The sequence below is a fragment of the uncultured Parolsenella sp. genome (assembly GCF_958346945.1).
Taxonomy (GTDB): domain Bacteria; phylum Actinomycetota; class Coriobacteriia; order Coriobacteriales; family Atopobiaceae; genus Parolsenella.
In genome coordinates this window covers 141,884-167,204 of sequence record NZ_CATVTL010000002.1, presented here as the reverse complement: position 1 = coordinate 167,204, position 25,321 = coordinate 141,884, and the positions used below count along the sequence as shown (strand labels likewise).

Sequence of the window (25,321 nt, the reverse complement as noted above, 5' to 3'; positions counted from 1 at the left end):
GCCTTCCCACACAGGAAACGAAAGGAGAGACATGGCAACACCCACCCCATCGCCCGCGCGCATCCATGACTTCGCCATTCGCGAGAACGTGCCCGTGGCCGAGGGCGTCATGCGCCTCACCATCGAGGCCCCGCGCCTGGCGGCCGCCATCCGCCCCGGCCAGTTCATGAGCTTCGCCGTCCCCGGCGACACCACCCAGCTCATCCGCATCCCGCTGTCGTTTGCCAGTGCCGATGCCGAGGCCGGAACCGTCACCACCTTCTACGCCGTCGTGGGCGACGGCACGCGCCGCCTCGCCGCCATGCAGCCCGGCGACACCTCCACCGTCCTCGGCCCCGGCGGCCACGGCTGGACCATCCCGGCCGGCGCCAAGCGCATGCTGGTCGTAGCCGGCGGCATCGGCATCACGCCCATCATCGCCGCCGCCAGCCTGGCCCGCGAGGCGGGCGCCGAGGTCGACGCCGTGGTGGGAGCCCTCACGGCCGCGAAGCTCTGCGGCATCGACGAGCTCAAGGCCCTGGGCTGCGCCGACGTGCGCGTCACCACCGACGACGGCACGGCCGGCACCAAGGGCTTCGTCACTGCCGAGGTTGGGCCCCTGCTCGACCGCGGCTACGACGCCGTGCTCACCTGCGGCCCCGAGCCCATGATGCGCGCCGTGGCCGCCCAGGCCCGCGGCGCCGAGACGCGCTGCCAGGTTTCGCTCGAGCGCATGATGACCTGCGGCTTTGGCGCCTGCAACACCTGCAACGTCGAGACGGTCGACGGCATGGTGGGCGCCTGCATGCACGGTCCGGTCTTCGACGCGAGGAGGGTCGTCTGGTGAGTACCCCCAACATGGCCGTCAACCTCGGCGGCATCGAGATGAAGAACCCCATCAACACCGCGAGCGGCACCTACGGCTTCGGTGCCCAGTTCGAGGGCTTCTACGACGTGAGCTGCCTTGGCGCCATCACCACCAAGGGCTGTGCCGCAAAGCCCTGGCCGGGCAACCCCTCGCCGCGCATGGCCGAGGTCACGAGCGGCATGATGAACTCCGTGGGTCTGCAGAACCCGGGCGTCCGCGGCCTGGTCGATGGCTACGGCGACTACCTGCAGGGCCTGTCTGACAAGGGCACCAAGGTCATCTGCCAGGTCGCCGGCCACTCCGTCGACGAGTACGTCGAGGCCGTCGAGCTCTTCGAGGAGCTCGCCCCCTTCGCGGCCGGCCTCGAGATCAACATCAGCTGTCCCAACATCGCGGCCGGCGGCTGCGCCATGGGCTCCACTCCCGAGGGCGCCGCCGAGGTCATCCGCGCCATCCGCCCGCGCACGAAGCGCCCGCTGCTCGTGAAGATGGCCCCCGCCCGCGTCGTCGACGTCGCCAAGGCGCTCGAGGCCGAGGGCGCCGACGTCCTCACGCTCATCAACTCCATCTCGGGCATGTCGATCAACGTCAACACCCGCAAGAGCCGTCTGTCGCGCCCCACCGGTGGCATGAGCGGCCCTGCCCTCCACCCCATTGCCGTGCGCATGGTCTGGGAGGTCCACAACGCCGTTGACCTGCCGATCGTTGGCGTGGGCGGCGTCATGAGCGGACGTGACGCGGCCGAGTTCATCCTCGCGGGCGCCACGAGCGTCTCGGTTGGCATGGCCAACCTCGTCGACCCGGTGGCCGCCCCGCGCATCCTCGACGAGCTCACCGAGTGGGTCGCCTCCCAGGGCGTCTCCAGCGTGACCGAGCTCATCGGCGCGTTCGAGGGATAGGGGAGAGCCATGGGAAGGTTTGACAACCTGAGCGCCCGCGAGCGCATCATGGTCGCGCTCGACTGCGGCCCCGACGAGGCGCGCGAGCTGGCGGCCAAGCTCGAGGGCCATGCCACGTGGCTCAAGGTAGGCATCACGCTCATCTACGACGGTGGCCTGCCGCTCGTCTCCGAGCTCAAGCAGCGCGGCTTCAAGATCTTCGTCGACTCCAAGTTCCACGACATCCCGCACCAGGTGCGCGGTGCCGTGCGCAGCGCCGCCCACAGCGGCGCCGACCTCGTGACCGTTCACGGCTCGGGCTCCGAGGCCATGCTTCGCGCCTGTCACGAGGGCGCCGAGCAGGCCCAGGCCGAGTTTGGCCACAAGCCCTACGTCATCGCGATCACGGTGCTCACGAGCATGGACGCCGACGAGCTCGCCAAGGTGGGCGTCACGCGCCCCATTCCCGAGCAGGCCGCCTCGCTCGCCAAGCTCGCGGTCGACTCCGGCCTCGACGGCATCGTCTGCTCGCCCAGGGAGGCCCGCGAGATGCGTGAGCTTCTGGGCCCCGATGCCCTCATCGTTACGCCCGGCGTGCGCCCAGCCGGCGCCGCCCTTGGCGACCAGAGCCGCGTGGCCACGCCCGCGGCCGCGATCGAGGCAGGCGCCAGCCACATCGTGGTGGGCCGCCCCATCACCCAGGCCGAGGACCCGGTTGCCGCCTTCGAGGCGATTGTCTCCGAGCTCGAGGCCGCCAAGTAGTCGCCTGGCACCACATCTGAGCACGCCGTTTGCTCCCGCGCCGTCGTCCGTGCACCTTTGCGCAACCGAAAGGGCACAAAAAGGACAGACGCGGGAGCAATTCTTTTGAAGTTCTTGCAAAACGGCTGCTAAATTGCCATAGTTGCTTACAGCCGATTCGAGAGGGGCGCTTCCCCTCTACGGTTTTTGTTTGTTCAGCAATGTTTGGAGGAAACAATGGCTCTCCCTCAGCTTTCCGAGGAGCAGCGTGCTGCCAACCTGAAGAAGGCCGCCGAGGCCCGTCACGCCCGTGCCGAGCTTCGCGAGAAGATCAAGACCGGCCAGGTCGACCTCAAGTACGTCCTCGACTCCGATGACCCCGCCGCCACCCGCATGCCGGTCCGCGCCCTCATCGAGTCCCTGCCGGGCTACGGCAAGGCCAAGGCCGCCAAGATCATGGACGAGCTCGAGATTTCCCCGAAGCGCCGCGTCCAGGGTCTCGGCCTGCGCCAGCGTGAGGCCCTCCTCGAGATTCTCTCGAAGTAGTGCCGCGCACACCAAGACTGTTCGTTGTTTCCGGGCCGTCGGGCGCGGGGAAGGGCACGCTGGTCTCCCTGGTGAGGGAGCAGCGCCCCGACCTCGGCCTGACGGTTTCGGCCACAACGAGGCAGCCACGCCCCGGAGAGGTGGACGGCGTCTCGTACCACTTCCTAACCAATGAGGAGTTCTCCGCTCGCGTCGAGCGCGGCGAGTTCCTCGAGTGGGCCCACGTCCACGGCAACTGCTACGGCACCCTCAAGAGCGAGGTCGACCGCAACCTTGCGGACGGCCACTCCGTCATCCTCGAGATCGACGTACAGGGTGCCCTCAACGTGCGCAAGTCCTATCCCGACGCGGTCCTGGTCTTCATCGAGCCGCCCTCCATGGAGGTGCTCGAGGAGCGCCTGCGCGGTCGTGGCACCGAGGACGAGCAGACCGTTCGCCTCCGCATGGCCGACGCCGCCGGAGAGATGGAGAAGGCCTGCGAGTACGACGAGCGCGTTGTCAACGATGACCTTCACCAGGCTGCCGCGCAGCTCATGCGCGTCCTGGACTCTCATGAGATGAATTGAGGTACCAAGTAATGTCTGTTATCAAGCCCGAGATTGACGACCTGCTGGAGAAGACCGAGCACAACCCGTTCCTGCTGTGCTCCGTCGCCTCCAAGCGCGCGTGCGACATCAACAACATGCTGCGCGGCCAGCACCTCCGCGTGACGGCCATCCAGGACGTCGATGACATCACCACCGTCGTCTCCGGCCAGGACACCACCACCATCGCCATGGAGGAGATCGCCAACGGCACGCTTGGCTACGTCAAGGAGGACTTCGACGAGGCCATTAAGGACACCAACACCAGGATTGGCGAGTAGCCCGTGTCGTCTCACGTCTGCCTCGTCCACTATCACGAGATTGGCCTGAAGGGCAAGAACCGCTCGACCTTCGAGCGTCAGCTCATAACCAACCTCAAGCGAGCCCTCAAGGGACGCTCGGCCCACGTCGAGCGCCTGAGTGGCTACGTGCGCGTCCACTTTGACGATGGCCAGGTCTCCGAGGACGTGCCCGGCATCATCGCCCGTGTCCCTGGCGTGGCCCGCGTCTCGGTTGCCTGGCGCTGCGAGCGTGTCCCCGAGCAGTACAACGAGGCCGCCATCGAGAGCCTCAGGGCCTGTGGCGACTTCACTTCGTTCAAGGTTCATGGTCGTCGCTCCAACACCGACTATCCCATCCACAGTATCGAGCTCAACCGCCAGGTGGGCGCGGTGCTGTGCGAGGCCTTCCCTGAGAAGAAGGTCCAGATGCACCATCCCGACGTCACGGTCAACGTGCATGTCGTGCAGGCAGACGTCTACGTCTATGCCGATGCCGCCTCGATGCGTGGTGCCGGCGGCCTTCCCGTGGGCACCGCCGGCAAGGTCGTGACGCTGCTTTCGAGCGGCTTCGACTCCCCGGTCGCCACCTGGATGGTTGGGCGCCGCGGCGCCACCTGCGTGCCCGTGCACTTTTCGGGCAGGCCCATGACGAGCGACGCCTCCGAGTGGCTCACACAGGACATCGTGCGCGCGCTCGAGCCCGCCGGCATCATCGGCCGCCTCTACGTCGTGCCGTTTGGCGAGTGCCAGCGCGAGATCTCGCTCAAGGCGCCCCAGTCGCTGCGCGTGATCATGTACCGTCGACTCATGTTCGAGGTTGCCCAGGCCATCGCCGAGCTCGAGGGCGCCAAGGCACTCGTCACCGGCGAGTCGCTGGGTCAGGTTGCCTCGCAGACGCTCGACAACATTACGGCCACCAACGACGTCGCCCGCATCCCGGTCTTCCGCCCGCTTATCGGCACCGACAAGATCGAGATCATCGAGCGTGCGCAGCAGATTGGCACCTACGACATCAGTGCGCAGACGGCTCCGGATTGTTGCACGCTGTTCATGCCGAGGCGCCCCGAGACGCACGCCCACCTCGACGCCGTGCGCCGTGCCTGGGAGACGTTCGGCCACGACGCCATGGTCAAGCACCTCATGGAGACGGTCGAGTATATCGACTTCAATTCCTGCCCGTCGTACCGGCCGCCGCGCGAGCTCAAGGCCCGTCACCGCGAGCTTGCTCCTGCCGAGTGGCCCGTTGCCGACGACGATGTCAACACTGAGGTTTTGCAGGGCTAGTTGATAACTCGTCCTGCTGCCCTCTAGCTGCTGCTTCTTACGCGCCCGGCTCCGTTTTCAACACGGGGTCGGGCGCTTTTTTGTACCGATTCGGCCCGATTCTGTCAGCTTTTGGACAGGTTCGTGTCTGTCCGCCCGGGACTTTCTTGCGCCCGGGCGCATGGGTGGCCTCCTGCTTTGGCACCATGGCGCCAGGAGGTGGTGCTATGGTGCAGATGAGAAGGAATGGGCGTGTGAACGGCAAGGCTATGATCGTTGTCGCTGGCCTCGTCGTGGCCGTTGCGCTTGCGGTGGTTGCCGCGCTCGTGCTGCCGGCGCGTGGCGGCGTGGTGATCGAACGTGATGCGGCCGCGACGACGGAGGCAACGACGAGCGACGTGCCAGCGGCCACTGCGGGTGCGGTAACGCCTCCGCAGGTTATCGTCGTGCACGTGGATGGCGCGGTCGCGGCACCGGGCGTGTACGAGCTTGGGGAGGGCCATGCGCGCGTGACCGATGCGGTCGCCGCGGCGGGAGGACTCGTCGATGGCGCCGACACGGCCAGCGTGAACCTGGCGGGTCAGGTCACAGACGGGCAGAAGGTCTACATTCCGCGCGAGGGGGAGCAGGTAGCAACCAATGCGTCTTCCTCGCAGGGTTCAGGTGATGCCTCAAGTTCAGGAGCTTCGGCTATGCCGTCCGGGCTCGTGAACATCAACACGGCGAGTGCCGAGGAGCTGGACGCCCTCCCGGGAGTAGGGCCTTCGACGGCTGCGGCGATCGTCGAGGAGCGCGAGGCGAACGGCCCCTTCTCGTCCGCCGATGACCTCATGCGCGTGAGCGGCATTGGCGAGAAGAAGTTTGCCAAGCTCAAGGACCACGTCTGTGTGTAGCGAAGGGCGCGTTGCCCCCGAGACTTCTGCGGGTGACGCCGCCACGTATCCGGGCAAGCCGTACGTGCCGCCCCTGCTTAGCTCTCTGACCGTGCTTGTTTTGGGCGACAACCTGCTTCTCAGGGGCGTCGTGGACGCTATGCCTCTGCTGGCGGGCGCAGTGCTCGCGCCAATTTGCGGAGCAGTACTTAGGCTGAGGGGGCGTGGGACTGCCTCTTGGCACGTGCTTGCTTGCGGCATGGCCATCGTGCTCTCGTGCGCCTGGTGCGTGCCGGCGCTTTCGCGGCTCGATGCCGCTGCTCTCGAGCTTGGCTCCACGCCGGTGTCGAGGCTCGAGATGGTCGTTGCGAGCGAGCCCTCGCAGACGCAGTCGGGATGGCTGTGCCGTGCCGACTGCTCGCTGCCAAGCGGCGCCGTCGGCCACGTTTGGCTTGCGTGCAGCGAGCGCCTCCCCGTGGGCGAGCGACTCCGCGCCGTTGGGCGGTTCTCGGCCAATGGGGACGACGAGTGGGGCCTCTCGAGCAGAGCGGCTGGGCTCGCCGGTCGCGTCAAGGTCGTGCGCGTGTTGGAGGAGGCGCCGCCCGAGGGGGTGCATGCGGCTTTGGGTGGCCTTCGCGAGTGCGTGCTTGGCGCGATCGACCCTTCGAGCGGGCCTGGTGCCGCGCTACTCGCCGGACTTGTCGCTGGGGAGCGCACCGAGCTCAAGGCGCGGGGCATCTCGGACGAGTTTGCGGCTGCCGGCCTTGCGCACCTCGTGGCGGTGTCTGGCTCTCACCTTGCGGTGTTCTCCTCGGTCGTTGAGGCTGCCCTCGTCGCCCTTGGCGTCTCGAGCGGGTCGAGGGTCGTGGCGGGCCTTGGCCTCTGTGCCGCGTTCGTGGCGCTGTGCGGGGCACCTGCGTCGGCGCTGCGGGCCTGGGTCATGCTCGCGGCGTCGCGCTCGGCGCGTCTCGTGGGCAGAAGGGGCCATGCTCCCTCGGGGCTTGCCCTGGCGGGCCTCGCCATGTGTCTCGCAAATCCGCATTGTGCCTGTGACCTTGGGTTTCAGCTCTCGGTTCTCTCGGTGGCGTCCCTCGTGCTCTTCTCGGGCTGGTTCGAGGCCGCAGCGGCGAACGTGCTGGGAGGCCACAGGTCCACATGGCGCTCACGCCTGCCTCGGATGCTGCGCGGTCCCTTATCAAAGCTCGGTAGGTACGTCCTCTCGTCGGTCTGCTCCTCGCTCGTGTGCCAGGCCGCGACGCTTCCGCTGGTCGTTGCTTCGTTTGGGAGGGTGAGCCTCGTGTCGGTGCTCTCGAACCTCGTCGTGGGACCTGCTTTTGCGCCCTTGCTCTGCGTGGCGCTCGCTGCTCTTACCGTTTGCTGGATGCCGGTCGTTGGGCCGGTGGCACTTTGCGCGGCGCGGCTCTTTGCCGGTGCTGTGGTGGAGGTCGTTGGCTGGCTTGCCTCGCTTCCGCTTGCGAGCGTCGCGGCAACGGCCCCTGGCTGGGCCGCGCTCGTGCCCCTCGTTGTGGGGTCCGTGCTGCTCTCCACCTGGCCCAGGCCTTCGCCGCGTGCGCTACGCATGGGGTGCGCGGCACTGTTCGTGCCCCTTGTCGCGCTCGCCCTGCGCCTCTATGTGCTCGTGCCCCCAAGCGTCACGGTGCTCGACGTTGGCCAGGGGGATGCCATCCTCATCCGAGATGGCCCCCACGTGGTGCTCGTCGACACGGGTCCCGCCGGCACCATCACGCCCGCGCTGGCGCGCCATCACGTGGCGTGGCTCGACGCCGTGGTCGTTACCCATCTGCATGATGACCACACCGGTGGCATCGATGAGCTCGCGGGGCTAGTGAGCTGCGGCGATGTACTCGTTGGTAGGGGAGTCGGGGCCAATCTGGGCTCCCTCGAGGATGACGTCGGGCGCCTTGCGCGCAATGGCGTCGAGGAGCTCGGTGTGGGAGACTCCCTGCGCGTTGGCGGCTTCAAGATAACGTGCCTGTGGCCTGATGAGCCCACCGACGGCTCCGAGAACGAGGACTCCGTCTGCCTCCTGGTGGAGTACGAAGGCCTTCGGGGCGAGATGTCCGTGCTTCTCACGGGAGACGCCGAGTCCAACGTCCTGCAGGCGGTGGCCCCTCGGGCCGGCGACGTCGATGCCCTCAAGGTGGGCCATCACGGCTCGCGCGTGTCCATCACCACGGAGGAGGCCGCCGAGCTTGCGCCCGAGGTCGCCGTGGCGAGTGCGGGGGAGGGCAACTCCTATGGGCATCCCACGCCAGAGTGCCGGGAGGTGCTGGAGGGTGCGGGCTCGACGTTTCTGTGCACCATCGAGCGCGGGGACGTTACGCTCGAGCCGGATCCGATGGGCGTGCGCGTGACTTCTCAGCGCTAGGGTTTGCGGACGGTGCGCATGTATTCGGGTATCGCCTTGGTTGACTCGTCTTCCCTGCGCCCGAGGCCGCGAATCGCCTCGAAGCCGCGGGCCCGTGGGGCGTACGGGCACGCGGGGCGATACAATCGAATGCAATGCAACTCCAAGGGAGGTCCCATGGCAGAGCTCTTGCCCGCATATTTGGTCGTTGGTACCGACGAGCTCAAGCGCTCATCGGCCGTGAAGCGCCTGCGTGCCAAGGTCCCCGCAGACCTCGCGGACTTCAACCTCGACCAGATTGACGGACATGCGGTCGAGGATCCTGACCAGATCGTCTCATCGGCCCAGATGCTGCCGTTCTGCGCCGACTTCCGCCTCGTGATCGTCGAGGCGGCCGACGCCCTGCCCAAGCCCGTCTCCGAGGCACTCGTCTCCTACCTTGCAGACCCCAACCCCCAGTGCGTCCTGTGCCTCGTGGCCGAGAAGCTCGCCAAGAACACGCGTCTCTACAAGGCGGTCGCCAAGGTGGGGGCCAAGGCCATCATCGACTGCACGCCGCTCAAGCGCTGGAACCTGCCGCCCTATGTGGTGAAGCTTGCCGCGGGCCACGGGCTCACCATGGACGTCGACGCGGCCGACGAGCTCGTGAACCGCGTGGGCGAGTCGACCGTGGCGCTCGACAACCAGCTCAAGAGCCTGGCCGAGCAGCTCGGCGCGCGACGCATCACTCGCGCCGACGTCGAGGCTAACGTGGCCCAGGTCGCCGAGGTGAGCCCCTGGGCATTTGCCGACGCCGTCTGCGAGCGCGACGCGGCCCGTGCGCTCGTTATGCTTGGCGCGATGCGCAGCCCCGCGTACGTCTTTCTCCACTCGGTGCTCCTGGGCAGGCTTCGCGAGCTCATCTGCGCCCAGTCGCTCGATGCCCGTGGCGCCTCCTCCCAGGTTGCCCACGAGCTGGGGCGCCAGCAGTGGCAGGTCAAGAACCACGCCCGCTGGGCCCGCCGCTTTGGCAGGGGCGAGCTCGTGGTCCTGCTGCGCGAGGCGGCCGTGTGCGAGCGCGCCCTCAAGGGCAGCCCCGACTCCGAGACCGCCTTCGTCCGCTTTGTCCTCGCCATCTGCACCCCTCGCGCGCATTAGGCATGCACACGAGTTTGTGTGTCTGCGACCCTCTCGCCGTGTGCCACAGGTGCAGTCTGGTCACAAAAGAACCCCCGCTGGCCAGCACGCCAGCGGGGGTTCAAAGATTCGCTGTATGCGAGAAGCTACTTGATGGTGTTCACGAGCTTCTGGACGCCAGACTTGCGCTGGGCAGCCTGGTTCTTGTGAATGATGCCCTTGGAGGCAGCCTTGTCGAGCAGACGGCCGGCCTTGTTGGCCTCGGTCTGAGCGAGCTCGGCGTCCTTGGCCTCGACGGCGGCGCGGACGCGCTTGACGGCGGTCTTCAGCTCGGAACGGACGGCCTTGTTGCGCATGCGAGCCTTCTCGGCGGTGAGGATGCGCTTCTTCTGCGACTTGATGTTAGCCACGTACAGATCCTTTCAATTACTTCTCTTTGAGGCCTCTGTTGGGCTGGGGAGTGGGGTTCCCGTTGCCCGACACGGCAGTCAACTTCGCGAGTATAGCAGATGGTCATGGCGTCTGCACCACAAATGCAAAGAACTCGCAGGTGCATCGAAGAAATACGCTAGAATCGACCACATGAATACTCACGATACCTCACACATCAGGAACTTCTCCATCGTCGCTCACATCGACCATGGCAAGTCCACCATCTCCGACCGCATCCTCGAGCTCACCCGAACGGTCGACGAGCGCGACATGGAGTCGCAGCTCCTCGACACGATGGACATCGAGCGCGAGCGTGGCATCACGATCAAGAGCAACGCCGTGCGCGTGATGTACGACGCCGATGATGGCCAGACCTACCAGTTCAACCTCATCGACACGCCGGGCCACGTCGACTTCACCTACGAGGTCTCGCGCTCTCTTGCCGCGTGCGAGGGTGCCGTGCTCGTCGTTGACTCCACCCAGGGCGTCGAGGCGCAGACGGTTTCAAACGCGAGCCTTGCGATGAACGCCAACCTCGACATCGTGCCGGCCATCAACAAGATTGACCTGCCGAGCGCCCATCCCGACGAGGTGAAGGAAGAAATCGAGGAGGACCTCGCGATTCCCGCCGACGACGCCGTGTGCGTCTCGGGCAAGACGGGCGAGGGCATCCACGACCTGCTCGAGTCCATCGTCTTCCTCATCTCGCCGCCCACCGGCGACTACGACGCCCCGCTCAAGGCCCTCATCCTCGACTCCTACTTCGACGAGTACCGCGGCGTGGTGGCCACGGTGCGCGTGTTCGATGGCCACATCGCCAAGGGCGACACTCTGCGCATGATGCAGGGCGGCGAGGACTTCCTCGTCGACGGCGTGGGCGTCAAGCGTCCCGCCGAGGTCCTCATGGACGAGCTGGGCGTGGGCGAGGTCGGCTTCGTCGTCACGGGTCTCAAGGATCCCGAGGCCGTGCGCGTGGGCGACACCCTCACCTATGCCGACAACCCCACCTCCGAGCCGCTGCCGGGCTATCGCGAGGCCAAGCCCATGGTCTACACGGGCCTCTTCCCGGTCGACAACAAGGAGTACGAGAACCTGCGTGACGCCCTCGAGAAGCTCCACGTGAACGACCCCTCGCTCACGTGGTCCCCCGAGACCTCGGTGGCGCTGGGCTTTGGCTTCCGCGTGGGCTTCCTCGGCCTTCTCCACATGGAGGTCGTCAAGGAGCGTCTCGAACGCGAGTTCAACCTCGACCTCATCGCCACGTCTCCCTCGGTCGACTACCACGTCTACAAGACCGACGGCGAGATGGTTGGCGTGCGCAGCCCGCAGGACCTGCCCGACGTCACGTGCATCGACCACATCGAGGAGCCCTACCTCAAGGCCAAGATCATCTGCCCGCCCGAGTTCACCGGCGCGGTCATGCAGCTTGCCATCGAGCATCGTGGCGTCACCACCGACATGATTCACCTCACCCAGAAGTCGGTTGAGCTGCGCTTCGACATGCCACTTGCCGAGCTCATTCTTGACTTCTTCGACCAGCTCAAGAGCCGCACCAAGGGCTACGCCTCGCTCGACTACGAGTTCTCCGAGTACCGCACGAGCGAGCTCGTGAAGCTCGACATCCTGCTGTCCGGCGACGAGGTCGACGCCCTGTCGTTCATCGTCCACAAGGACAAGGCCTACACGCTTGCCCGCGGCCTGTGCGACAAGCTCAAGGAGATCATCCCGCGCCAGCAGTTCGAGGTGCCCATCCAGGGTGCCATCGGCAACAAGATCATCGCCCGCTCCACGGTCAAGGCCATGCGCAAGGACGTGCTCGCCAAGTGCTACGGCGGCGACATCTCGCGCAAGCGCAAGCTGCTCGAGAAGCAGAAGGAGGGCAAGAAGCGCATGAAGGCCATCGGCTCGGTCGACGTGCCGCAGGAGGCCTTCATGGCGATCCTCAAGGTGGACGACTAGTGAGGCGCTCCGCCACGTACGTGGCCGCGCAGCACGAGCTCTCCCAAACCGATGCCGCCCGCTCCGTGATGGAGGAGGGCGCCGCCGCGGCCGGCCTCGCCTGGCCGCCCGTGTCTTTTTCCGAGGTTGGCACGCTGCGCGAGCGCCTCGCCGCCTCACCCTTCCTCATGGCGCCCATGGCAAGCGTCACCGACGCGGCCTACCGCATGGTGATGCGCGCGGGTGGCGCCGCGCTCGCCTACACCGAGATGGTGAGCGTCACGGGTATCCACTACGCAAGCGACAAGACCTGGTCGCTCGTCGAGCCCAATGCTGGCGAGCCCGACCTTGCCGTGCAGCTCTTTGGCGCCGATCCCGAGCACTTCCGCGAGGCGGCCGCCCAACTGGGCGAGCACGTGGGGAGCAAGCTCGCCCTCGTCGACGTCAACATGGCCTGCCCCGTACCCAAGGTCACCAAGGGCGGGGCGGGGTCTGCCCTGCTCGATGACCCCGCGCTCGCGGCGCGCATCGTCGAGGCCCTGCGCGAGGAGCTCGACGTTCCCGTCACGGTCAAGATTCGCTTGGGCCGCAGGCCCGATGCGCTCGTGGGAGCCGACTTCGCCCGCGCCATGGAGGCCGCGGGCGCCGCCGCCATCGCGGTACACGGACGCGTGGCCTCTCAGATGTATCGCGGCCAGTCGAGCGCGGAGGGCGTGGCCGAGGTGGTGCGCGCGCTGAGCGTGCCGGTCATCGCCTCGGGAGACGCCCTCGACGCCGAGCGCGCGGCCGCGCTGCTGGACCGCACGGGCGCCGCTGCCTGCTTCATCGCCCGCGGCTCCTACGGCGACCCGTGGGTGTTCGAGAACGCCCGCCGCCTTCGCGAGGGCAAGGTCCCCGTCGAGGTGACGCCCGCCATGCGCCTTGCCGCGTTTCGCCTGCACGTGAGGCTGCTCGGCGCCACGGGTGCCCACATCGCCCGCGCGCGCAGCCTCGCGGGCTGGTACCTGCGCGGGATTCCCGAGGCCGCCGCCTGGCGCGAGCGGGCCATGCACTGCGTGGGGCTCGAAGACTACCTGGCGCTCGCAGACGAGCTCGAGGCAACACTGTGAGCGAAGGCGTCGAGGCTCTCTACCTGCACGTTCCCTTTTGCGTGAGGCGCTGCCGCTACTGCGACTTCGCCACGGCGGCCACGCACCACGACGACGCCCGCATGCTTGCCTACGAGCGCTCGCTCGAGCGGCTCGTGGGGCAGGCGCGTGAAATCGGGCTTCTTGGCCGTCCTGGGAGCGCCTACGTTGGCGGCGGCACGCCCACGATGCTGGGCGCCGAGGGGCTGCCCTCGCTCGTCTCGGCCATCTGCGCCGCGGGCCCCGTGGACGAGCTCTCCTTCGAGGCAAACCCCGAGTCGCTCTCCGACGAGCTGCTCGCCCGCGCGCGCGAGGCGGGCGCCACGCGCGTCTCCGTTGGCGTACAGAGCTTCGATGATCGCGAGCTGCGTGGCCTGGGCCGCGTGCATGACGCCCTCCTCGCGCGAGATCGCGTTGCCGCTGCCGTGGACTCGGGGTTCGACGTGTCGCTCGACCTCATGTGCGGCATTCCCTTCCAGACGCTCGAAAGCTGGCGCTCCTCGCTTGTTCAGGCCGTTGAGCTGGGCGTGGGCCACGTGAGCTGCTATCCCCTCATGATCGAGCCGGGCACCCCGCTCGAGCGCATGTGCGAGTCCGGCCAGCTGCCCTGGCCCTCGGACGACACCGAGGCGGACGACATGGAGGCCGCGCTCGAGGTGCTGGGACAGGCGGGCTTCTCGCGCTACGAGGTCGCAAGCTATGCCAGGCCTGGCAAACGGTGCGCCCACAACGTTCGCTACTGGACGGGCGTCGAGTACCTGGGCCTTGGCGCGGCAGCCGCGAGCATGCTCAGTCGCGCTTCTTACCTGCGCCTTCGCGAGGCGGTGCCCGCGCTCGCTGCGCCAATCGACGACGCCGTGCGCTTTAGGCTCACGATCTGCTCCACGACAGACGAGCTTGTATGCGCCACCTCGCTCGCGTCCCTCTCGTTTGAGGTCGAGCAGCTGAGTGAGCGCGAGGCCGTGGCCGAGGATCTCATGCTCGCCGCGCGCATGACCGACGGGCTGCCCACGCCCCTCATCGAGCATGCCCGTACAACCCTGGGCTCCGCTCGTGTCGACGACGCCCTTGCCAACCTCGTGCGGCGCGGCCTGCTCGAGCGGGGGAGCGTGGGCTCGCTTGTGCCCACGCACGACGGCTGGCTTTTGGGAAACGAACTCTACGGGGCCCTCTGGGACCTCGCGGGCGACCCCTCGCAGGGCTAGGCCGGCCGATTGCCGCCGCCATGAGCACCGCCGCGGGGACGTTCAGGCCGCGGTGGTACTCTTAACAAATGCTGAACCAACCACAACCGCCTGGAGCCGCACCGTGTTTTCCTGGATCACCGACGTCTTCATGGCCATCATGCGCCCCTGCTATGCGCTCACGGGCAACTGGTGGCTCACCATCCTGCTGTTCACCGTCATCGCCAAGCTCGTGCTCATGCCGCTGTCGCTGTGGTGCCAGTGGAACTCCATCGTCATGGTTCGCATGATGCCCGCCCTCAACCGCGTCAAGGTCAAGTACTTCGGCGACCAGGAGCGCATCGGCGAGCGCCAGAGCGAGCTCAACCGCGAGTACCACTACCACCCGCTGCTGTCGCTCGTCCCGCTGGCGGTGCAGGTCGTGATCCTGTTCGGCCTAGTCGACGTCATCCACGCCATCGCCGACTCGGGCGCCGCGGGCACCGAGTTCCTGGGCCTGGTGCCGGCCGAGGACGGCGGCGCCTCCTGGGCGATGCCCATCGCCGCGGCCCTCTCCGCCGTGGTCATGGGCTGCGCCTCCAACGTCATCAACCCGCTGCAGCGCGAGCAATCCCGTGCCGAGAAGAACTCCACGAACGGCCTGTCCATCGCGCTGTCGCTGTTCCTGGGCGTCTACGTCTCGTGCGGCATGGCGTTCTACTGGGTGTGCTCCAACCTGCTGTCCGTCGCGGTCCAGGCCCTGTGCAACCTTATCATCAGCCCGGCCAGGTACGTCGACTACGAGGACCTCGCGGCCTCCAAGGCCGAGCTTGACGAGCTCAACAGCCTCAGCGCGAAGAAGGGGCCGTGGTGGCGCCCCGATCCGCTCGCCCGCCGCGAGCGCGCCGACGTCCGCCGCTTCTTCTCGGTCGTGGGCAAGCACCTCGTGGTCTACTCCGAGCGCTCCGGCTTCTGGAAGTACTTCCGCGGCATGGTGGGGTGGCTGCTCGAGAACTCCGATGCCGTGGTCCACTACGTCACCGGCGACCCCGACGACCAGGTCTTCGCCTTCGCCCAGGACCACCCGCGCGTCATGCCCTACTACGTGGGCGACAAACGCCTCATCACCCTCATGATGAAGATGGACGCCGACGTCGTGGTCATGACCCTCGACGACCTCGACAACTTCTACGTCAAGCGCTCCTACGTGAGCCCCTCGACGCGCTACGTCTACGCCTTCCACCATCCCACGAGCCTGCACCTCGTGAGCCACGAGGAGGCCTTCGACCACTACGACGCGATGCTGTGCGTGGGGCCCCACCAGGTGCGCGAGGCCCGCGCCCGCGAGGCCCAGGCCGGGCTCGCCCCCAGGGAGCTCTGTGCCTGCGGCTACGACCTGCTCGACCGGGAGAGGGCCGACTACCTCGCCCGCGCCCACGCCTCCGCAGGCCGCCCCTGCGTGCTCATCGCCCCGTCCTGGCAGCCCGACAACATCCTCGACCTGTGCGCCGACGAGGTCATCCGCCCGCTGCTGGGCCGGGGCTGGAGGGTCGTGGTGCGCCCGCACCCCGAGTACACCAAGCGCTACCGCGCCCGCTGGGAGTCGCTGCAGGCCCGCTACGCCGACGTGCCGGCCGAGGACCTGTGGTTCGAGCAGGACTTCTCGAGCTCCGACTCGATCCTCGACGCCGACGTGCTCGTGACCGACTGGTCGAGCGTGTTCTGCGAGCTGGCCCTCGTGGCCTTCAAGCCCTGCGTGTTCGTCGACACCCCCATGAAGGAGACGAACCCCAACTGGCGCGACCTGGGCATCGAGCCCACCGACATCGCGCTGCGCAACCGCGTGGGGCGCTCGCTGGCGGTGTCGGAGCTCTCCGAGCTCACGGGCGTGGTGGCCGAGATGGTCGCCAACCCCGGGGAGTGGCGCGAGAGGCTCGAGGCCGCGCGCGACGAGATGCAGTACTTCCCGGGCCAGGGCGCCGAGAGGGCCGGCCGCTACGTGCTGGGCCTCGTGCTCGAGGCACAGGCCGCCCGCGAGGGCGACGAGGCCGGCGTCGAGGCCGCCCGCGCCGAGCGCGCCGAGCTGCTCGCCGACGACGTCATGCTGCCTAAGCTCAAGATGGGGGAGTAGGTCAGGGTCAGAGCCTCGCGACGACAGCTTTGACGAGCAAAATGGCCGCGCCGAGTCTGAAGACAGTCAGATTCGGCGCGGCCATTGCCATGCTTTAGCGCGGGCCATCACGTTGGCTGGTGACCCCGCTTGTGCCGTGCCAATTTGGTGAGGCCTTGGGCCGCAACGGGAATGAGGCAGAAGAAGAACGGCATGGCGTACATACCCTTTGCCTCCCAGAGGACGTAGACGACAAAGCCCATAAAGAAGGCGCAGGGCAGGCAGTAGGCGAGCGTCTTCGACTTGTCTCCAACCTGTCTGAACAGCTCGACCGCCCCAATTGTTGCTCCTGCGTAGATGACCGTCTGCATGCCATCCATCACGGCAAAGAGGGCCCTGCTTACCCACCCATGAATAAAGCTCGTGTCCCATGCATCGTAGCGACCGTCTGGCGCGTTGGTGCCCGCCGCCCCCTCGGGCGTCATGATGCCAATCGAGGCGATGTAGAGTGACTGAAACGTTGGGTCGAGCCACTCGGTGCCGAGCTTCTTGGAGAAGAACCAAGCGGCGTATGCGGGGTCGCTCGCAAAGCGTGTGGCTGCCTGCCCAATGGCACCCTTTGCCTCCTCGGCCTGAGCTGCAACGTCGCCCTCGTTCCTTATCTGGCTCTCGAGGGCAAAGCCACTCCACCAGCCGGGCATCGACTCGCCAAACACGTCTCCCGTGTTGAGTCCCATGGCAATCCACATGGACTTTGGCTGGTTATCGGGAAACTCGACTCCCAAGCGTGCCTCCATGTAAGAGGTGGGGAGTGCCCCGGCAGCCTTTGAGGATATAACGAGCAGGGCGACCATGAGGGGCGCGCGCCACCAAGACAACTTCCTGACGCTGTCGATGGCAAGTACCAGCACAAAGCCAATGGCCATGACCACGTAAGTCGACTTTGCGACAAAGCCGAAGAACAGCAGGATGGCTCCAAACAGGATGAGAGGAAGAGCCCTTGTGCCCTCAATCGCCTGCGATTTCATCCAGGCAAGCATCGCGAAGAGGCAAAGAGCGAGCCCCAACGCATTGCCATAAGGGAATATGCAGAACACGAGCGGTGGCACAAAGGTGAGCGCGAGCAGCTCCGCCACGAGACGCTCGCGCTTTGGTGCCCCCGTGAGGCGTGCCATGCCAACGAGCGCAAGTCCGGAGCCAACCGAGGCAAGCGCGTTCGTGAACTGGTAGAGCATGACGGCATGGGTGCCAAAGAGCCTGAAGTACCCCTCGAAGACAAGGAGGATGCCCGCCTGGAAGGGATAGTTCGACAGGTACATGTCGCCGGGTAGGCGGCTCGCGAATGCATCCGCTCGGGGCAGGAATGACGAGTAGTCGTCCCGGGCGAGCTCCTGGGCATACTGCGTGAGCTGGCGCGAGTCGGCAAAGCCGTTGTAGGCGGTTGCGTTGTCGAGGATCCACCAGGTGCAGAACAGCAGGGCGAGGGCGGTAAGGATGGCAACGAACCTGCCCTCGCGGACCCGGTCCGCATGTCGCACCAGCCTCACGACAACAAGGAGGTAGAGAGCCATAACAACAAACGCTGCGGCAAACTCGAGGACCCACTTGGGGGTGGTGGGCAGATGGAAGGAGACGTACTCGCTGAAGCCCGCTCCCAAGGCTCCTGTGGCCGTCACGAAGAAGGAAGCAACCGCAAGAAGGCCACAGATTGTGGCGACGAGCGCACAGCCAAGGGCGAGGAGCCAGCCAAAGGACCGGCTCCTCATTTCCCCGTGCGACGTCGCGTTGTTTTCGGTGAGCGCCATCTCGGGCTAGCCCCTCCTGAGCTTGCGGTGGATGCGGTGGGGCTTGGCGGCCTCCTCGCCCAGGCGCCTCACGCGGTCGCGCTGGTAGTCGTCGAAGTTGCCCTCGAACCAATGCCAGCGGCCCGGCTCCTCGTCGGTGCCCTCCCAGGCAAGGATGTGGGTGGCCACGCGGTCGAGGAACCAGCGGTCGTGCGAGGTAATGACCGAGCAGCCCGGGAAGGCCAGCAGGGCCTCCTCGAGGCTCTCGAGCGTCTCGGTGTCGAGGTCATTGGTGGGCTCGTCGAGCAGCAGCAGGTTGCCGCCCTGCTTGAGCGTGAGGGCGAGGTTCAGTCGGTTGCGCTCGCCGCCCGACAGCACGCCAGCGGGCTTCTGCTGGTCGGTGCCCTTGAAGCCGAAGGCGCTCACGTAGGCGCGGGAGTTGATCTCGTCTTTGCCCACGACGATGAAGTCGTTGCCATCCGAGACGACCTCCCAGACGTTCTTCTCGGCATCGATGCCCGCACGCATCTGGTCGACGTAGGAGAGCTTGACGGTCTCGCCCAGCTCGATCGAGCCACTCGTGGGCTGCTCGGTCTTGGACTCGGCGAGCGTCGTGTCGCCCGCGGCCACGGCGGCGCCCACGATCATCTTGAACAGCGTCGACTTGCCCACGCCGTTGGGGCCGATCACGCCCACGATGCCGTTGCGCGGCAGCTCGAAGGACAGGTCGTCGATCAGGACGCGGTCGCCAAAGCTCTTGGAGAGGTGCTCAGCCACCAGCACCTTCGTGCCCAGGCGCGGGCCCACGGGAATGCGGATGTCGGTGACGCTCACGATGCGGCCCGCGGCGGCCTCGGCCTCCATCTGCTCGTAGCGCTCGAGGCGCGCCTTGTTCTTGGCCTGGCGGGCCTTGGGGGAGCTGCGCACCCACTCGAGTTCGTTCTTGAGGCGCGTGGCGAGCTTGGCCTCCTTCTGGCCCTGGGCCTCGAGGCGGGCGGCCTTGGTCTCGAGGTAGGTGGAGTAGTTGCCCTTGTAGGGGTAGAGGTGGCCGCGGTCGACCTCGCAGATCCACTCGGCGACGTTGTCGAGGAAGTAGCGGTCGTGGGTCACGGCGAGCACGGCGCCGGGGTAGTTGTGGAGGAACTGCTCGAGCCACAGCACGCTCTCGGCGTCGAGGTGGTTGGTGGGCTCGTCAAGCAGCAGCAAGTCGGGCGCCTCGAGCAGCAGACGGCACAGGGCCACGCGCCTGCGCTCGCCGCCCGACAGCACGTTCACTGGCATGTCGGGGTCGGGGCACTGCAGGGCGTCCATGGCTTGGGTGAGCTGCGAGTCGAGGTCCCAGCCGTTTGCGGCGTCAATCTCGTCCTGGAGCTTGCCCATCTCGGCCATGAGGGCGTCGAAGTCAGCGTCGGGGTCGGCCATCTCGTTGCCGATCTGGTTGAAGCGGTCGATCTTAGCGAGCAAGTCGCCAAAGGCCATACGCACGTTCTCGATGACGGTCTTGTCGTCGTCGAGCGGCGGCTCCTGCTCGAGCAGGCCCACGGTGTAGCCGGGGGTGAGGCGGGCGTCGCCGTTGGTGACCTCCTCCTTGCCGGCCATGATCTTGAGCAGCGTCGACTTGCCCATGCCGTTGGGGCCCACGACGCCAATCTTGGCGCCCGGGAAGAAGCTCAGGGTCACGTCATCGAGGATGACCTTGTCGCCATGGCTCTTGCGCGCCTCGAACATCTGGTAGATGAACTCTGCCATCCGTACCTCCTGGTAGGGGTCACTGGGACGGCGGCGTCCGCGGCGCTCTCGTCCCACGTTTCCTGCGGCGTGCGCGGCGACTCGTCTGCGGCCCGCCTCGCCTGCCGTGACACCCAAGCGTATCAGATGGGTGCATGTTAGATGTCGAGTTGCGCCCACTATTGGGTAGAATGTCGAGCATACGTGCGCCTCGGGCATGGCCCCGGGGCGCTAAGGCGCGCAACAGACGGGAGCCCACGCAGGCATGGCATCCATGAACGACAAGGACTACTACGCGATCCTCGGCGTCGAGCACGATGCGGACGACGCGCAGATTCGCAAGGCGTTCCAGAAGCTGGCGCGCAAGTACCACCCCGACATCAACAAGGAGCCTGGCGCTGAGGAGAAGTTCAAGGAGATCTCCGAGGCCTACGCCGTGCTCTCGGACCCCGACAAGCGCCGCCGCTACGACACCATGTCGTCGGGCAACCCCTTCGCGGGCGGCTCTCCTTATGGGGGCGGTGGCGCCCCCTCCCAGGGAGACCCGTTCGCGGGCATGGGCGGCTTCTGGGGCTTTCCCTTCTCCGACATGGGAGGCCGCTCCCGCTCGCGCACGCGCAGCCGCGCCTACAACCCGCAGGCGGGCGGTGACGTCGTCTATCAGCTCGACCTCGACGACGAGCAGGCCAAGAAGGGCTGCCGCCGCGGCATCACCTACCAGCGCTACGTCGCCTGCGACGTCTGTCACGGTGCGGGCTCGGTCCACGCCGACCATGCGCGCACCTGCCCCACCTGCGGCGGCACCGGCCATATCTCGGTCGACCTCGCGAGCCTTCTGGGCCTGGGCGTCATGAACATGGTCTGCCCTGAGTGCGAGGGCAGCGGCCGCGTCGTCGCCGACCCGTGCGACACCTGCGGCGGCACCGGGCGCGTGCTCTCGGCGAGTGAGGTCGTCGTCGACATCCCGGCGGGCAGCCACGACGGCGACACCGTGCGCGTGAGCGGCATGGGCAACGCCGGCACCAACGGCTCGACCACCGGCGACTTCGTCTGTCGCGTGGGCGTTCCCAGCGAACGCCTCTCGCCCAGGGCCGCCCAGGGCTTCCAGCTCCTGGGCTTCGCCGCGCCGTTCCTCATCCTGGGCCTTCTGCTCCAGAGCCTGGCACAGCTTGGCCTCGTCGTTGCCGTGCCCGCGCTCATGGGCGTGTGGTTCATCCTCGGCAACGGGGGCCTGCTCCACAAGCCCAAGAGCTGGTGGAGCAACGCCTGGCGCTACTTCGTCAACGGTGCCATGAACGGCGCCACGATCGCCGTCTTCATGGCCCTCATGGTCTCGTGCATGTCGGGCCTGGGCACCCGCGGCTACGGGGCGCGCGGCTTCTACTAGCCTCTTCGCGGGCCCTCGCGCCCGCTCTCACGAACGTCATCAGCAATTAGGGAAGCGAGAACTACGAGCGTGGAATCCAAGGTCGACTATTACGAGGTGCTTGGCGTCGACCACGACGCCGACGCAAGGACCATCAAGCGCGCCTTCCTCAAAAAGGCCCGCACCCTTCATCCGGACGTCAACAAGGCGCCCGACGCCGAGGAGAAGTTCAAGGAGGTCAACGAGGCCTACTCCGTCCTCTCCGACGAGCAGAAGCGCGCCAACTACGACCGCTACGGCGACCCCAACGGCCCCGCGGGCTTTGGCGCCGGCGGCGTCGACGTGTCCGACATCTTTGGCGGCTTTGGCATGGACGACATCTTCTCGTCGTTCTTTGGCGGCGGCGCCTCGGGTGGCCGCGCCGCGCGTACGGCCGGCCGCGACATGGGCATCACGCTGCGCGTCTCGCTCGCCGAGGCTGCGAGCGGGTGCACCAAGACGGTCGCCTACGACCGCCTCGCCCCCTGCGATGACTGCAACGGCTCGGGCTGCGCCGAGGACGGCCACGTCACGACGTGCTCGCGCTGCCACGGCACGGGCCGCGTGGTGACGGTCCAGCGCACGATCTTGGGGCAGATGCAGACCCAGTCCGAGTGCCCCGCCTGCCATGGCACCGGCCACACCATCGACCACCCCTGCGAGACCTGCGGCGGCCAGGGCCGCACACCCAACCACGAGACGGTCAAGATCGACGTTCCCGCGGGCGTCCACTCAGGCCAGAGCCTGCGCGTCGAGGGCTACGGCGAGGCCGGCGTGCGCGGCGACACCTCGGGCGACCTCATCGTGCGCATCGAGGTCGTCGAGGGCGACCGCTTCCAGCGCCAGGGCGACGACCTGTTCTGCGTCGAGGACGTCACGGCGCTCGAGGCCATGTGCGGCTGCACGCTTGACGTCGAGGGCGTGCTCGCCGACGAGTGCGTGAGCGTGAGGGTCCCGGCCGGCTGCCAGCCCGGCCAGCACGTCGAAGTCGAGGGCTATGGCATGCCCCGACAGGGATCTGCGGCCCGCGGCAAGCTCGTCGTCGTGGTGAACGTCGTGGTGCCGGGTGACCTGTCGGCAGACGACCTCGAGACGTTGCGCTCCATCGCCGAGAAGCGCGGCGAGCGCGTCGGCAACGTCGTCGGGTCCGACGCCCGCGAGGGCGAGGGCCTCTTCGGGCACGTGCGCCGCGCCGCCTCCGCCCGCCCGAGCGGCAAGGGCAAGCGCAAGAAGTAGCCGCTGCCCCTACGCGCGCCCTAGCCTCGTGGCCCCTTGCGCGGGCTGCGCGGCTGGGGCGCGTGTCGTATCATCGAGATGTTCTCGCACCCAGACTTTGGAGGAGCATGGAGCCCGCCCAGGTTCGCCTCACGATTCCCGATTCCCTCGACCTCACGCGCCTCATGGGCCCCGCAGACTCGCTGCTGCGCCGCATCGAGGCCGCGACGGACGCCTCGGTCACCGTGCGGGGCAACCAGGTGAGCGTCGCGGGGGACCCGGTCGAGGCCAACCGCATCGTGGGCGTGTTCTCGAGCCTAATCAACCTCGTGAGCAGGGGAGACGTGCCCACCACGGGAGACGTTGACCTGCTGCTCGCGAGCTCTGGCGAGGCAGGCGTTGCCCACGCCTCGCTTGGCGACGACATCCTGCTCACCTATCGCGGCCGTGCCCTGCGGCCCAAGACGGCCGGCCAGCGCCGCTACGTCGAGGCCGTGCGCACCCACACCCTCACCTTTGCGCTGGGGCCCGCCGGCACGGGCAAGACCTACCTCGCCATGGCGATGGCCGTGGCGGCGCTCAAGCGCCACGAGGTGGGCCGCATCGTCCTGTGCCGCCCCGTCGTGGAGGCGGGGGAGTCGTTGGGATACCTGCCCGGCACCCTCCAGGAGAAGCTCGACCCCTACGTGCGCCCGCTCTACGACGCCCTCTTCGACATGACCGACATGGAGAAGGGCAACGCCATGATCGAGCAGGGCATCATCGAGATCGCCCCGCTCGCCTACATGCGCGGCCGCACCCTCAACGACGCCTTCGTCATCCTCGACGAGGCACAGAACACCACTCCCGAGCAGATGAAGATGTTTCTCACGAGGCTGGGGTTCCGCAGCCGCTTCGTCGTGACGGGCGACGCCTCCCAGCGCGACCTCGCGGGGACGAGCGGCCTCACGACGGCCCGCCGCGCGCTCGAGGGCACCGACGACATCGCGTTCGTCGACCTGGGCCGCGCCGACATCGTGCGCCACCCGCTCGTGGCGCGCATCGTCGAGGCTTACGAGCGCACCGAGCGGCACGACCATGAGAGGGGAGCGTCCCATGAGCGCTGAGATCGAGTTGTTCTGCGAGGAGGGCGCGAGCCTCGCCATCGACGAGGCTGAGCTCGCCCGCGTCTTTGACCTCGTGCTTGCCGAGGAGGGCGTCGAGCGCGCCTGCTGCGTGTCGGTGAGCGTGCTTGGCGAGTCCTCCATGCAGGCGCTCAACGCCGAGTGGCGTGGCGTCGAGGCCCCCACCGACGTGATCTCGCTCGAGTGCGAACGCCCCGACGACCCCGACCTGGGCCCGGACGAGCCCTGCGAGCTCGGGGACATCGCGATGGCACCCTCGGTGCTCGCCGCGCAGTCCGCCCGCTTTGGCACCACGCCCGAGGACGAGACGCGCCTCATGGCAATCCACTCACTGCTGCACCTGCTGGGCTACGATCACATCGAGGAGGCCGACGCCGCCGTCATGGAGGCGCGCGAGGACGAGCTCCTGGCCCTTGCCTGCGGGCGCGACCTCGGCCACGTCGCCACGACGCGCCATGCGGACGACACCCCTCTTCCAAAGGCGGGTGAGCGGCCGTGATACCGGGCTCCAAGGAGAACCACCCCTCGTTTCGCAAGAGCTTCGGCTTTGCCATCCAGGGCTTTCGCTTCGCCGTCACGAGCGAGCGCAACATCAAGGTGATGCTCGGCGGCTTCGTACTCGCCGTCGTCGCGGGTCTCGTCGTCGGGCTCGACGCGGCCCGCTGGGGCGTCGTCTTGCTGTGCTGTGGCGTCGTGCTCTCCGCCGAGCTCATCAACACCTCGATCGAGACGATCGTCGATCTCGTCTCGCCCGAGTACCACCCCCTCGCGGGGCGGGCCAAGGACATCGCCGCGGCCGCCACCTGGGTGCTGTGCGCCTTCGTCGCCTTCGCCGGCATCATCGTCATCGGCTCCGCCGCCATCGAGAAGTTCCTCTAGGGCTAGGAGGCCCCATGTCTGACACCCCCTTCAAGAGTGGCTTCGTCGCCCTCGTCGGCCGCCCCAACGCCGGCAAGTCAACCCTGCTCAACGCCTGCTGCGGGCAGCGCATCGCCATCACGAGCCCCGTGGCCCAGACCACGCGCAAGCGCCTACGCGCCGTGGTGAACACACCCGAGAGCCAGATCGTCATCGTCGACACGCCGGGCCTGCACAAGCCTAAGGACGCCCTTGGCAAGGAGCTCAACCGTGCCGCCCTGGGCGAGCTTGCCGACGTCGACGTCGTGGCCATGCTCGTCGACGCCACTAAGCCCGTGGGCACGGGCGACGAGTGGGTCGCGGGTCACGTCGACCACGCCCGCGCACCCAAGATCCTCGTGCTCACCAAGGCCGACCTCGCCAAGCCCGACCAGATGGCCGCCCAGCTCGAGGCCGCCCAGAAGCTCGCCCACTTCGACGACGTCATCGTCACGAGCGCCACCGAGGGCTTCAACGTCGACGCGTTCCTCTCGCTCGTGAACGAGAAGCTGCCCGAGGGCCCCAAGTGGTTCCCCGACGACATGGGCTCCGATGCCACCGAGGAGGACCTCGTGAGCGAGTTCGTGCGCGAGAAGGTCCTGCTCAACTGCCGTGACGAGGTGCCGCACTCGGTGGCCGTCGTCTGCAACGACATCGTCTGGAAGAAGGACGGCCACGCGAGCGTGAGCGCCACGATCCTTGTCGAGCGCGATGGCCAGAAGGGTATCATCGTGGGCCGCGGTGGCTCTATGATCAAGAAGATCGGCTCTGCCGCTCGTCCCGACATCGAGCGCCTGCTTGGCGCCAAGGTGTTCCTCGAGCTGCGCGTTCAGGTGCGCCCGCAGTGGCGCCGCGACCAGAACGAGATCCGCCGCCTGGGCTACGAGGCGGAGAGCTAGGCC

At 67.3% G+C, this 25,321-nt stretch carries 23 protein-coding genes; 20 read left to right on the top strand and 3 right to left on the bottom strand.

What is annotated here, in order from left to right; genetic code table 11:
* Nucleotides 1–31: 31 nt before the first annotated feature.
* From Q3866_RS02475 to holA, 10 genes are all read left to right on the top strand, one after another.
* Nucleotides 32–826 carry a dihydroorotate dehydrogenase electron transfer subunit gene (locus Q3866_RS02475; RefSeq protein ID WP_293672871.1) on the top strand — a complete coding sequence of 265 codons (795 nt, stop codon included), beginning with the start codon at nt 32–34 and terminating at the stop codon, nt 824–826.
* Nucleotides 820–1,746, top strand: coding sequence for a dihydroorotate dehydrogenase (locus tag Q3866_RS02470; protein ID WP_367881363.1), 927 nt, complete (start codon nt 820–822; stop codon nt 1,744–1,746). Before Q3866_RS02475 ends, Q3866_RS02470 begins: the two co-directional genes overlap by 7 nt.
* Before the next feature lie 9 nt (nt 1,747–1,755).
* Nucleotides 1,756–2,487, top strand: a complete 732-nt coding sequence (pyrF, locus tag Q3866_RS02465) for an orotidine-5'-phosphate decarboxylase (RefSeq protein ID WP_301829319.1) — start codon at nt 1,756–1,758, stop codon at nt 2,485–2,487.
* A 216-nt stretch (nt 2,488–2,703) separates the two neighbouring features.
* On the top strand, nt 2,704–3,012 hold the full coding sequence (mihF, locus tag Q3866_RS02460; protein WP_293672874.1) for an integration host factor, actinobacterial type: 309 nt from the start codon (nt 2,704–2,706) through the stop codon (nt 3,010–3,012).
* On the top strand, nt 3,012–3,578 hold the full coding sequence (gene gmk, locus Q3866_RS02455; RefSeq protein WP_293672875.1) for a guanylate kinase: 567 nt from the start codon (nt 3,012–3,014) through the stop codon (nt 3,576–3,578). Before mihF ends, gmk begins: the two co-directional genes overlap by 1 nt.
* An 11-nt stretch (nt 3,579–3,589) precedes the next feature.
* Nucleotides 3,590–3,877 (top strand): DNA-directed RNA polymerase subunit omega, encoded by a 288-nt coding sequence (locus Q3866_RS02450; protein WP_293672876.1) that lies wholly within the window; start codon nt 3,590–3,592, stop codon nt 3,875–3,877.
* A 3-nt stretch (nt 3,878–3,880) separates the two neighbouring features.
* Complete coding sequence (gene thiI / locus Q3866_RS02445; RefSeq protein ID WP_301829315.1) at nt 3,881–5,161, top strand: tRNA uracil 4-sulfurtransferase ThiI; 1,281 nt, start codon at nt 3,881–3,883, stop codon at nt 5,159–5,161.
* Between the two features lie 233 nt (nt 5,162–5,394).
* Entirely contained in the window at nt 5,395–6,033 is a 639-nt protein-coding gene (locus tag Q3866_RS02440; RefSeq protein ID WP_301829314.1) for a helix-hairpin-helix domain-containing protein, read from the top strand.
* 238 nt (nt 6,034–6,271) lie between these two features.
* Complete coding sequence (locus Q3866_RS02435) at nt 6,272–8,401, top strand: DNA internalization-related competence protein ComEC/Rec2 (RefSeq protein WP_301829313.1); 2,130 nt, start codon at nt 6,272–6,274, stop codon at nt 8,399–8,401.
* 156 nt (nt 8,402–8,557) lie between these two features.
* Nucleotides 8,558–9,517, top strand: a complete 960-nt coding sequence (holA, locus tag Q3866_RS02430; RefSeq protein WP_301829312.1) for a DNA polymerase III subunit delta — start codon at nt 8,558–8,560, stop codon at nt 9,515–9,517.
* Between the two features lie 125 nt (nt 9,518–9,642).
* Here holA and rpsT read toward each other — a convergent pair whose 3' ends face one another.
* Nucleotides 9,643–9,906 carry a 30S ribosomal protein S20 gene (gene rpsT / locus Q3866_RS02425; RefSeq protein WP_293672880.1) on the bottom strand — a complete coding sequence of 88 codons (264 nt, stop codon included), beginning with the start codon at nt 9,904–9,906 and terminating at the stop codon, nt 9,643–9,645.
* A 172-nt stretch (nt 9,907–10,078) separates the two neighbouring features.
* Between rpsT and lepA the strand changes: the two genes are divergently transcribed.
* From lepA to Q3866_RS02405, 4 genes are all read left to right on the top strand, one after another.
* Complete coding sequence (gene lepA, locus Q3866_RS02420; RefSeq protein WP_293825461.1) at nt 10,079–11,887, top strand: translation elongation factor 4; 1,809 nt, start codon at nt 10,079–10,081, stop codon at nt 11,885–11,887.
* Nucleotides 11,887–12,975 (top strand): tRNA-dihydrouridine synthase, encoded by a 1,089-nt coding sequence (locus Q3866_RS02415; RefSeq protein WP_301829309.1) that lies wholly within the window; start codon nt 11,887–11,889, stop codon nt 12,973–12,975. The genes lepA and Q3866_RS02415 overlap by 1 nt, the downstream gene beginning before the upstream one ends.
* Nucleotides 12,972–14,198, top strand: coding sequence for a coproporphyrinogen-III oxidase family protein (locus Q3866_RS02410; RefSeq protein ID WP_301829308.1), 1,227 nt, complete (start codon nt 12,972–12,974; stop codon nt 14,196–14,198). Before Q3866_RS02415 ends, Q3866_RS02410 begins: the two co-directional genes overlap by 4 nt.
* A gap of 103 nt (nt 14,199–14,301) precedes the next feature.
* A complete protein-coding gene (locus Q3866_RS02405) occupies nt 14,302–16,287 on the top strand; it encodes a YidC/Oxa1 family membrane protein insertase (protein WP_301829305.1) in 1,986 nt (661 codons plus the stop codon).
* A 107-nt stretch (nt 16,288–16,394) separates the two neighbouring features.
* On the opposite strand, the gene Q3866_RS02400 is transcribed toward Q3866_RS02405, so the two are convergent.
* Nucleotides 16,395–18,032, bottom strand: a complete 1,638-nt coding sequence (locus tag Q3866_RS02400) for a hypothetical protein (RefSeq protein ID WP_301829303.1) — start codon at nt 18,030–18,032, stop codon at nt 16,395–16,397.
* Nucleotides 18,033–18,077: 45 nt separating this feature from the next.
* Nucleotides 18,078–19,799 carry an energy-dependent translational throttle protein EttA gene (ettA, locus tag Q3866_RS02395; protein ID WP_301829301.1) on the bottom strand — a complete coding sequence of 574 codons (1,722 nt, stop codon included), beginning with the start codon at nt 19,797–19,799 and terminating at the stop codon, nt 18,078–18,080.
* A 244-nt stretch (nt 19,800–20,043) separates the two neighbouring features.
* Between ettA and Q3866_RS02390 the strand changes: the two genes are divergently transcribed.
* The 6 genes from Q3866_RS02390 (at nt 20,044) to era (ending at nt 25,318) form a co-directional block, all read left to right on the top strand.
* The gene (locus tag Q3866_RS02390; protein WP_367881361.1) at nt 20,044–21,165 is read left to right on the top strand and encodes a DnaJ domain-containing protein; all 1,122 of its coding nucleotides are present in this window, start codon (nt 20,044–20,046) and stop codon (nt 21,163–21,165) included.
* 69 nt (nt 21,166–21,234) lie between these two features.
* The gene (locus Q3866_RS02385; protein WP_301829299.1) at nt 21,235–22,419 is read left to right on the top strand and encodes a DnaJ C-terminal domain-containing protein; all 1,185 of its coding nucleotides are present in this window, start codon (nt 21,235–21,237) and stop codon (nt 22,417–22,419) included.
* Between the two features lie 107 nt (nt 22,420–22,526).
* On the top strand, nt 22,527–23,504 hold the full coding sequence (locus Q3866_RS02380) for a PhoH family protein (RefSeq protein ID WP_301829297.1): 978 nt from the start codon (nt 22,527–22,529) through the stop codon (nt 23,502–23,504).
* Nucleotides 23,494–24,021: an rRNA maturation RNase YbeY gene (gene ybeY / locus Q3866_RS02375; protein ID WP_301829296.1), complete on the top strand. Its 528-nt coding sequence runs from the start codon at nt 23,494–23,496 to the stop codon at nt 24,019–24,021. Before Q3866_RS02380 ends, ybeY begins: the two co-directional genes overlap by 11 nt.
* Nucleotides 24,018–24,401 (top strand): diacylglycerol kinase family protein, encoded by a 384-nt coding sequence (locus Q3866_RS02370; protein ID WP_293672890.1) that lies wholly within the window; start codon nt 24,018–24,020, stop codon nt 24,399–24,401. The genes ybeY and Q3866_RS02370 overlap by 4 nt, the downstream gene beginning before the upstream one ends.
* 14 nt (nt 24,402–24,415) lie before the next feature.
* Nucleotides 24,416–25,318, top strand: a complete 903-nt coding sequence (gene era / locus Q3866_RS02365; RefSeq protein ID WP_301829293.1) for a GTPase Era — start codon at nt 24,416–24,418, stop codon at nt 25,316–25,318.
* Nucleotides 25,319–25,321 lie beyond the last annotated feature (3 nt).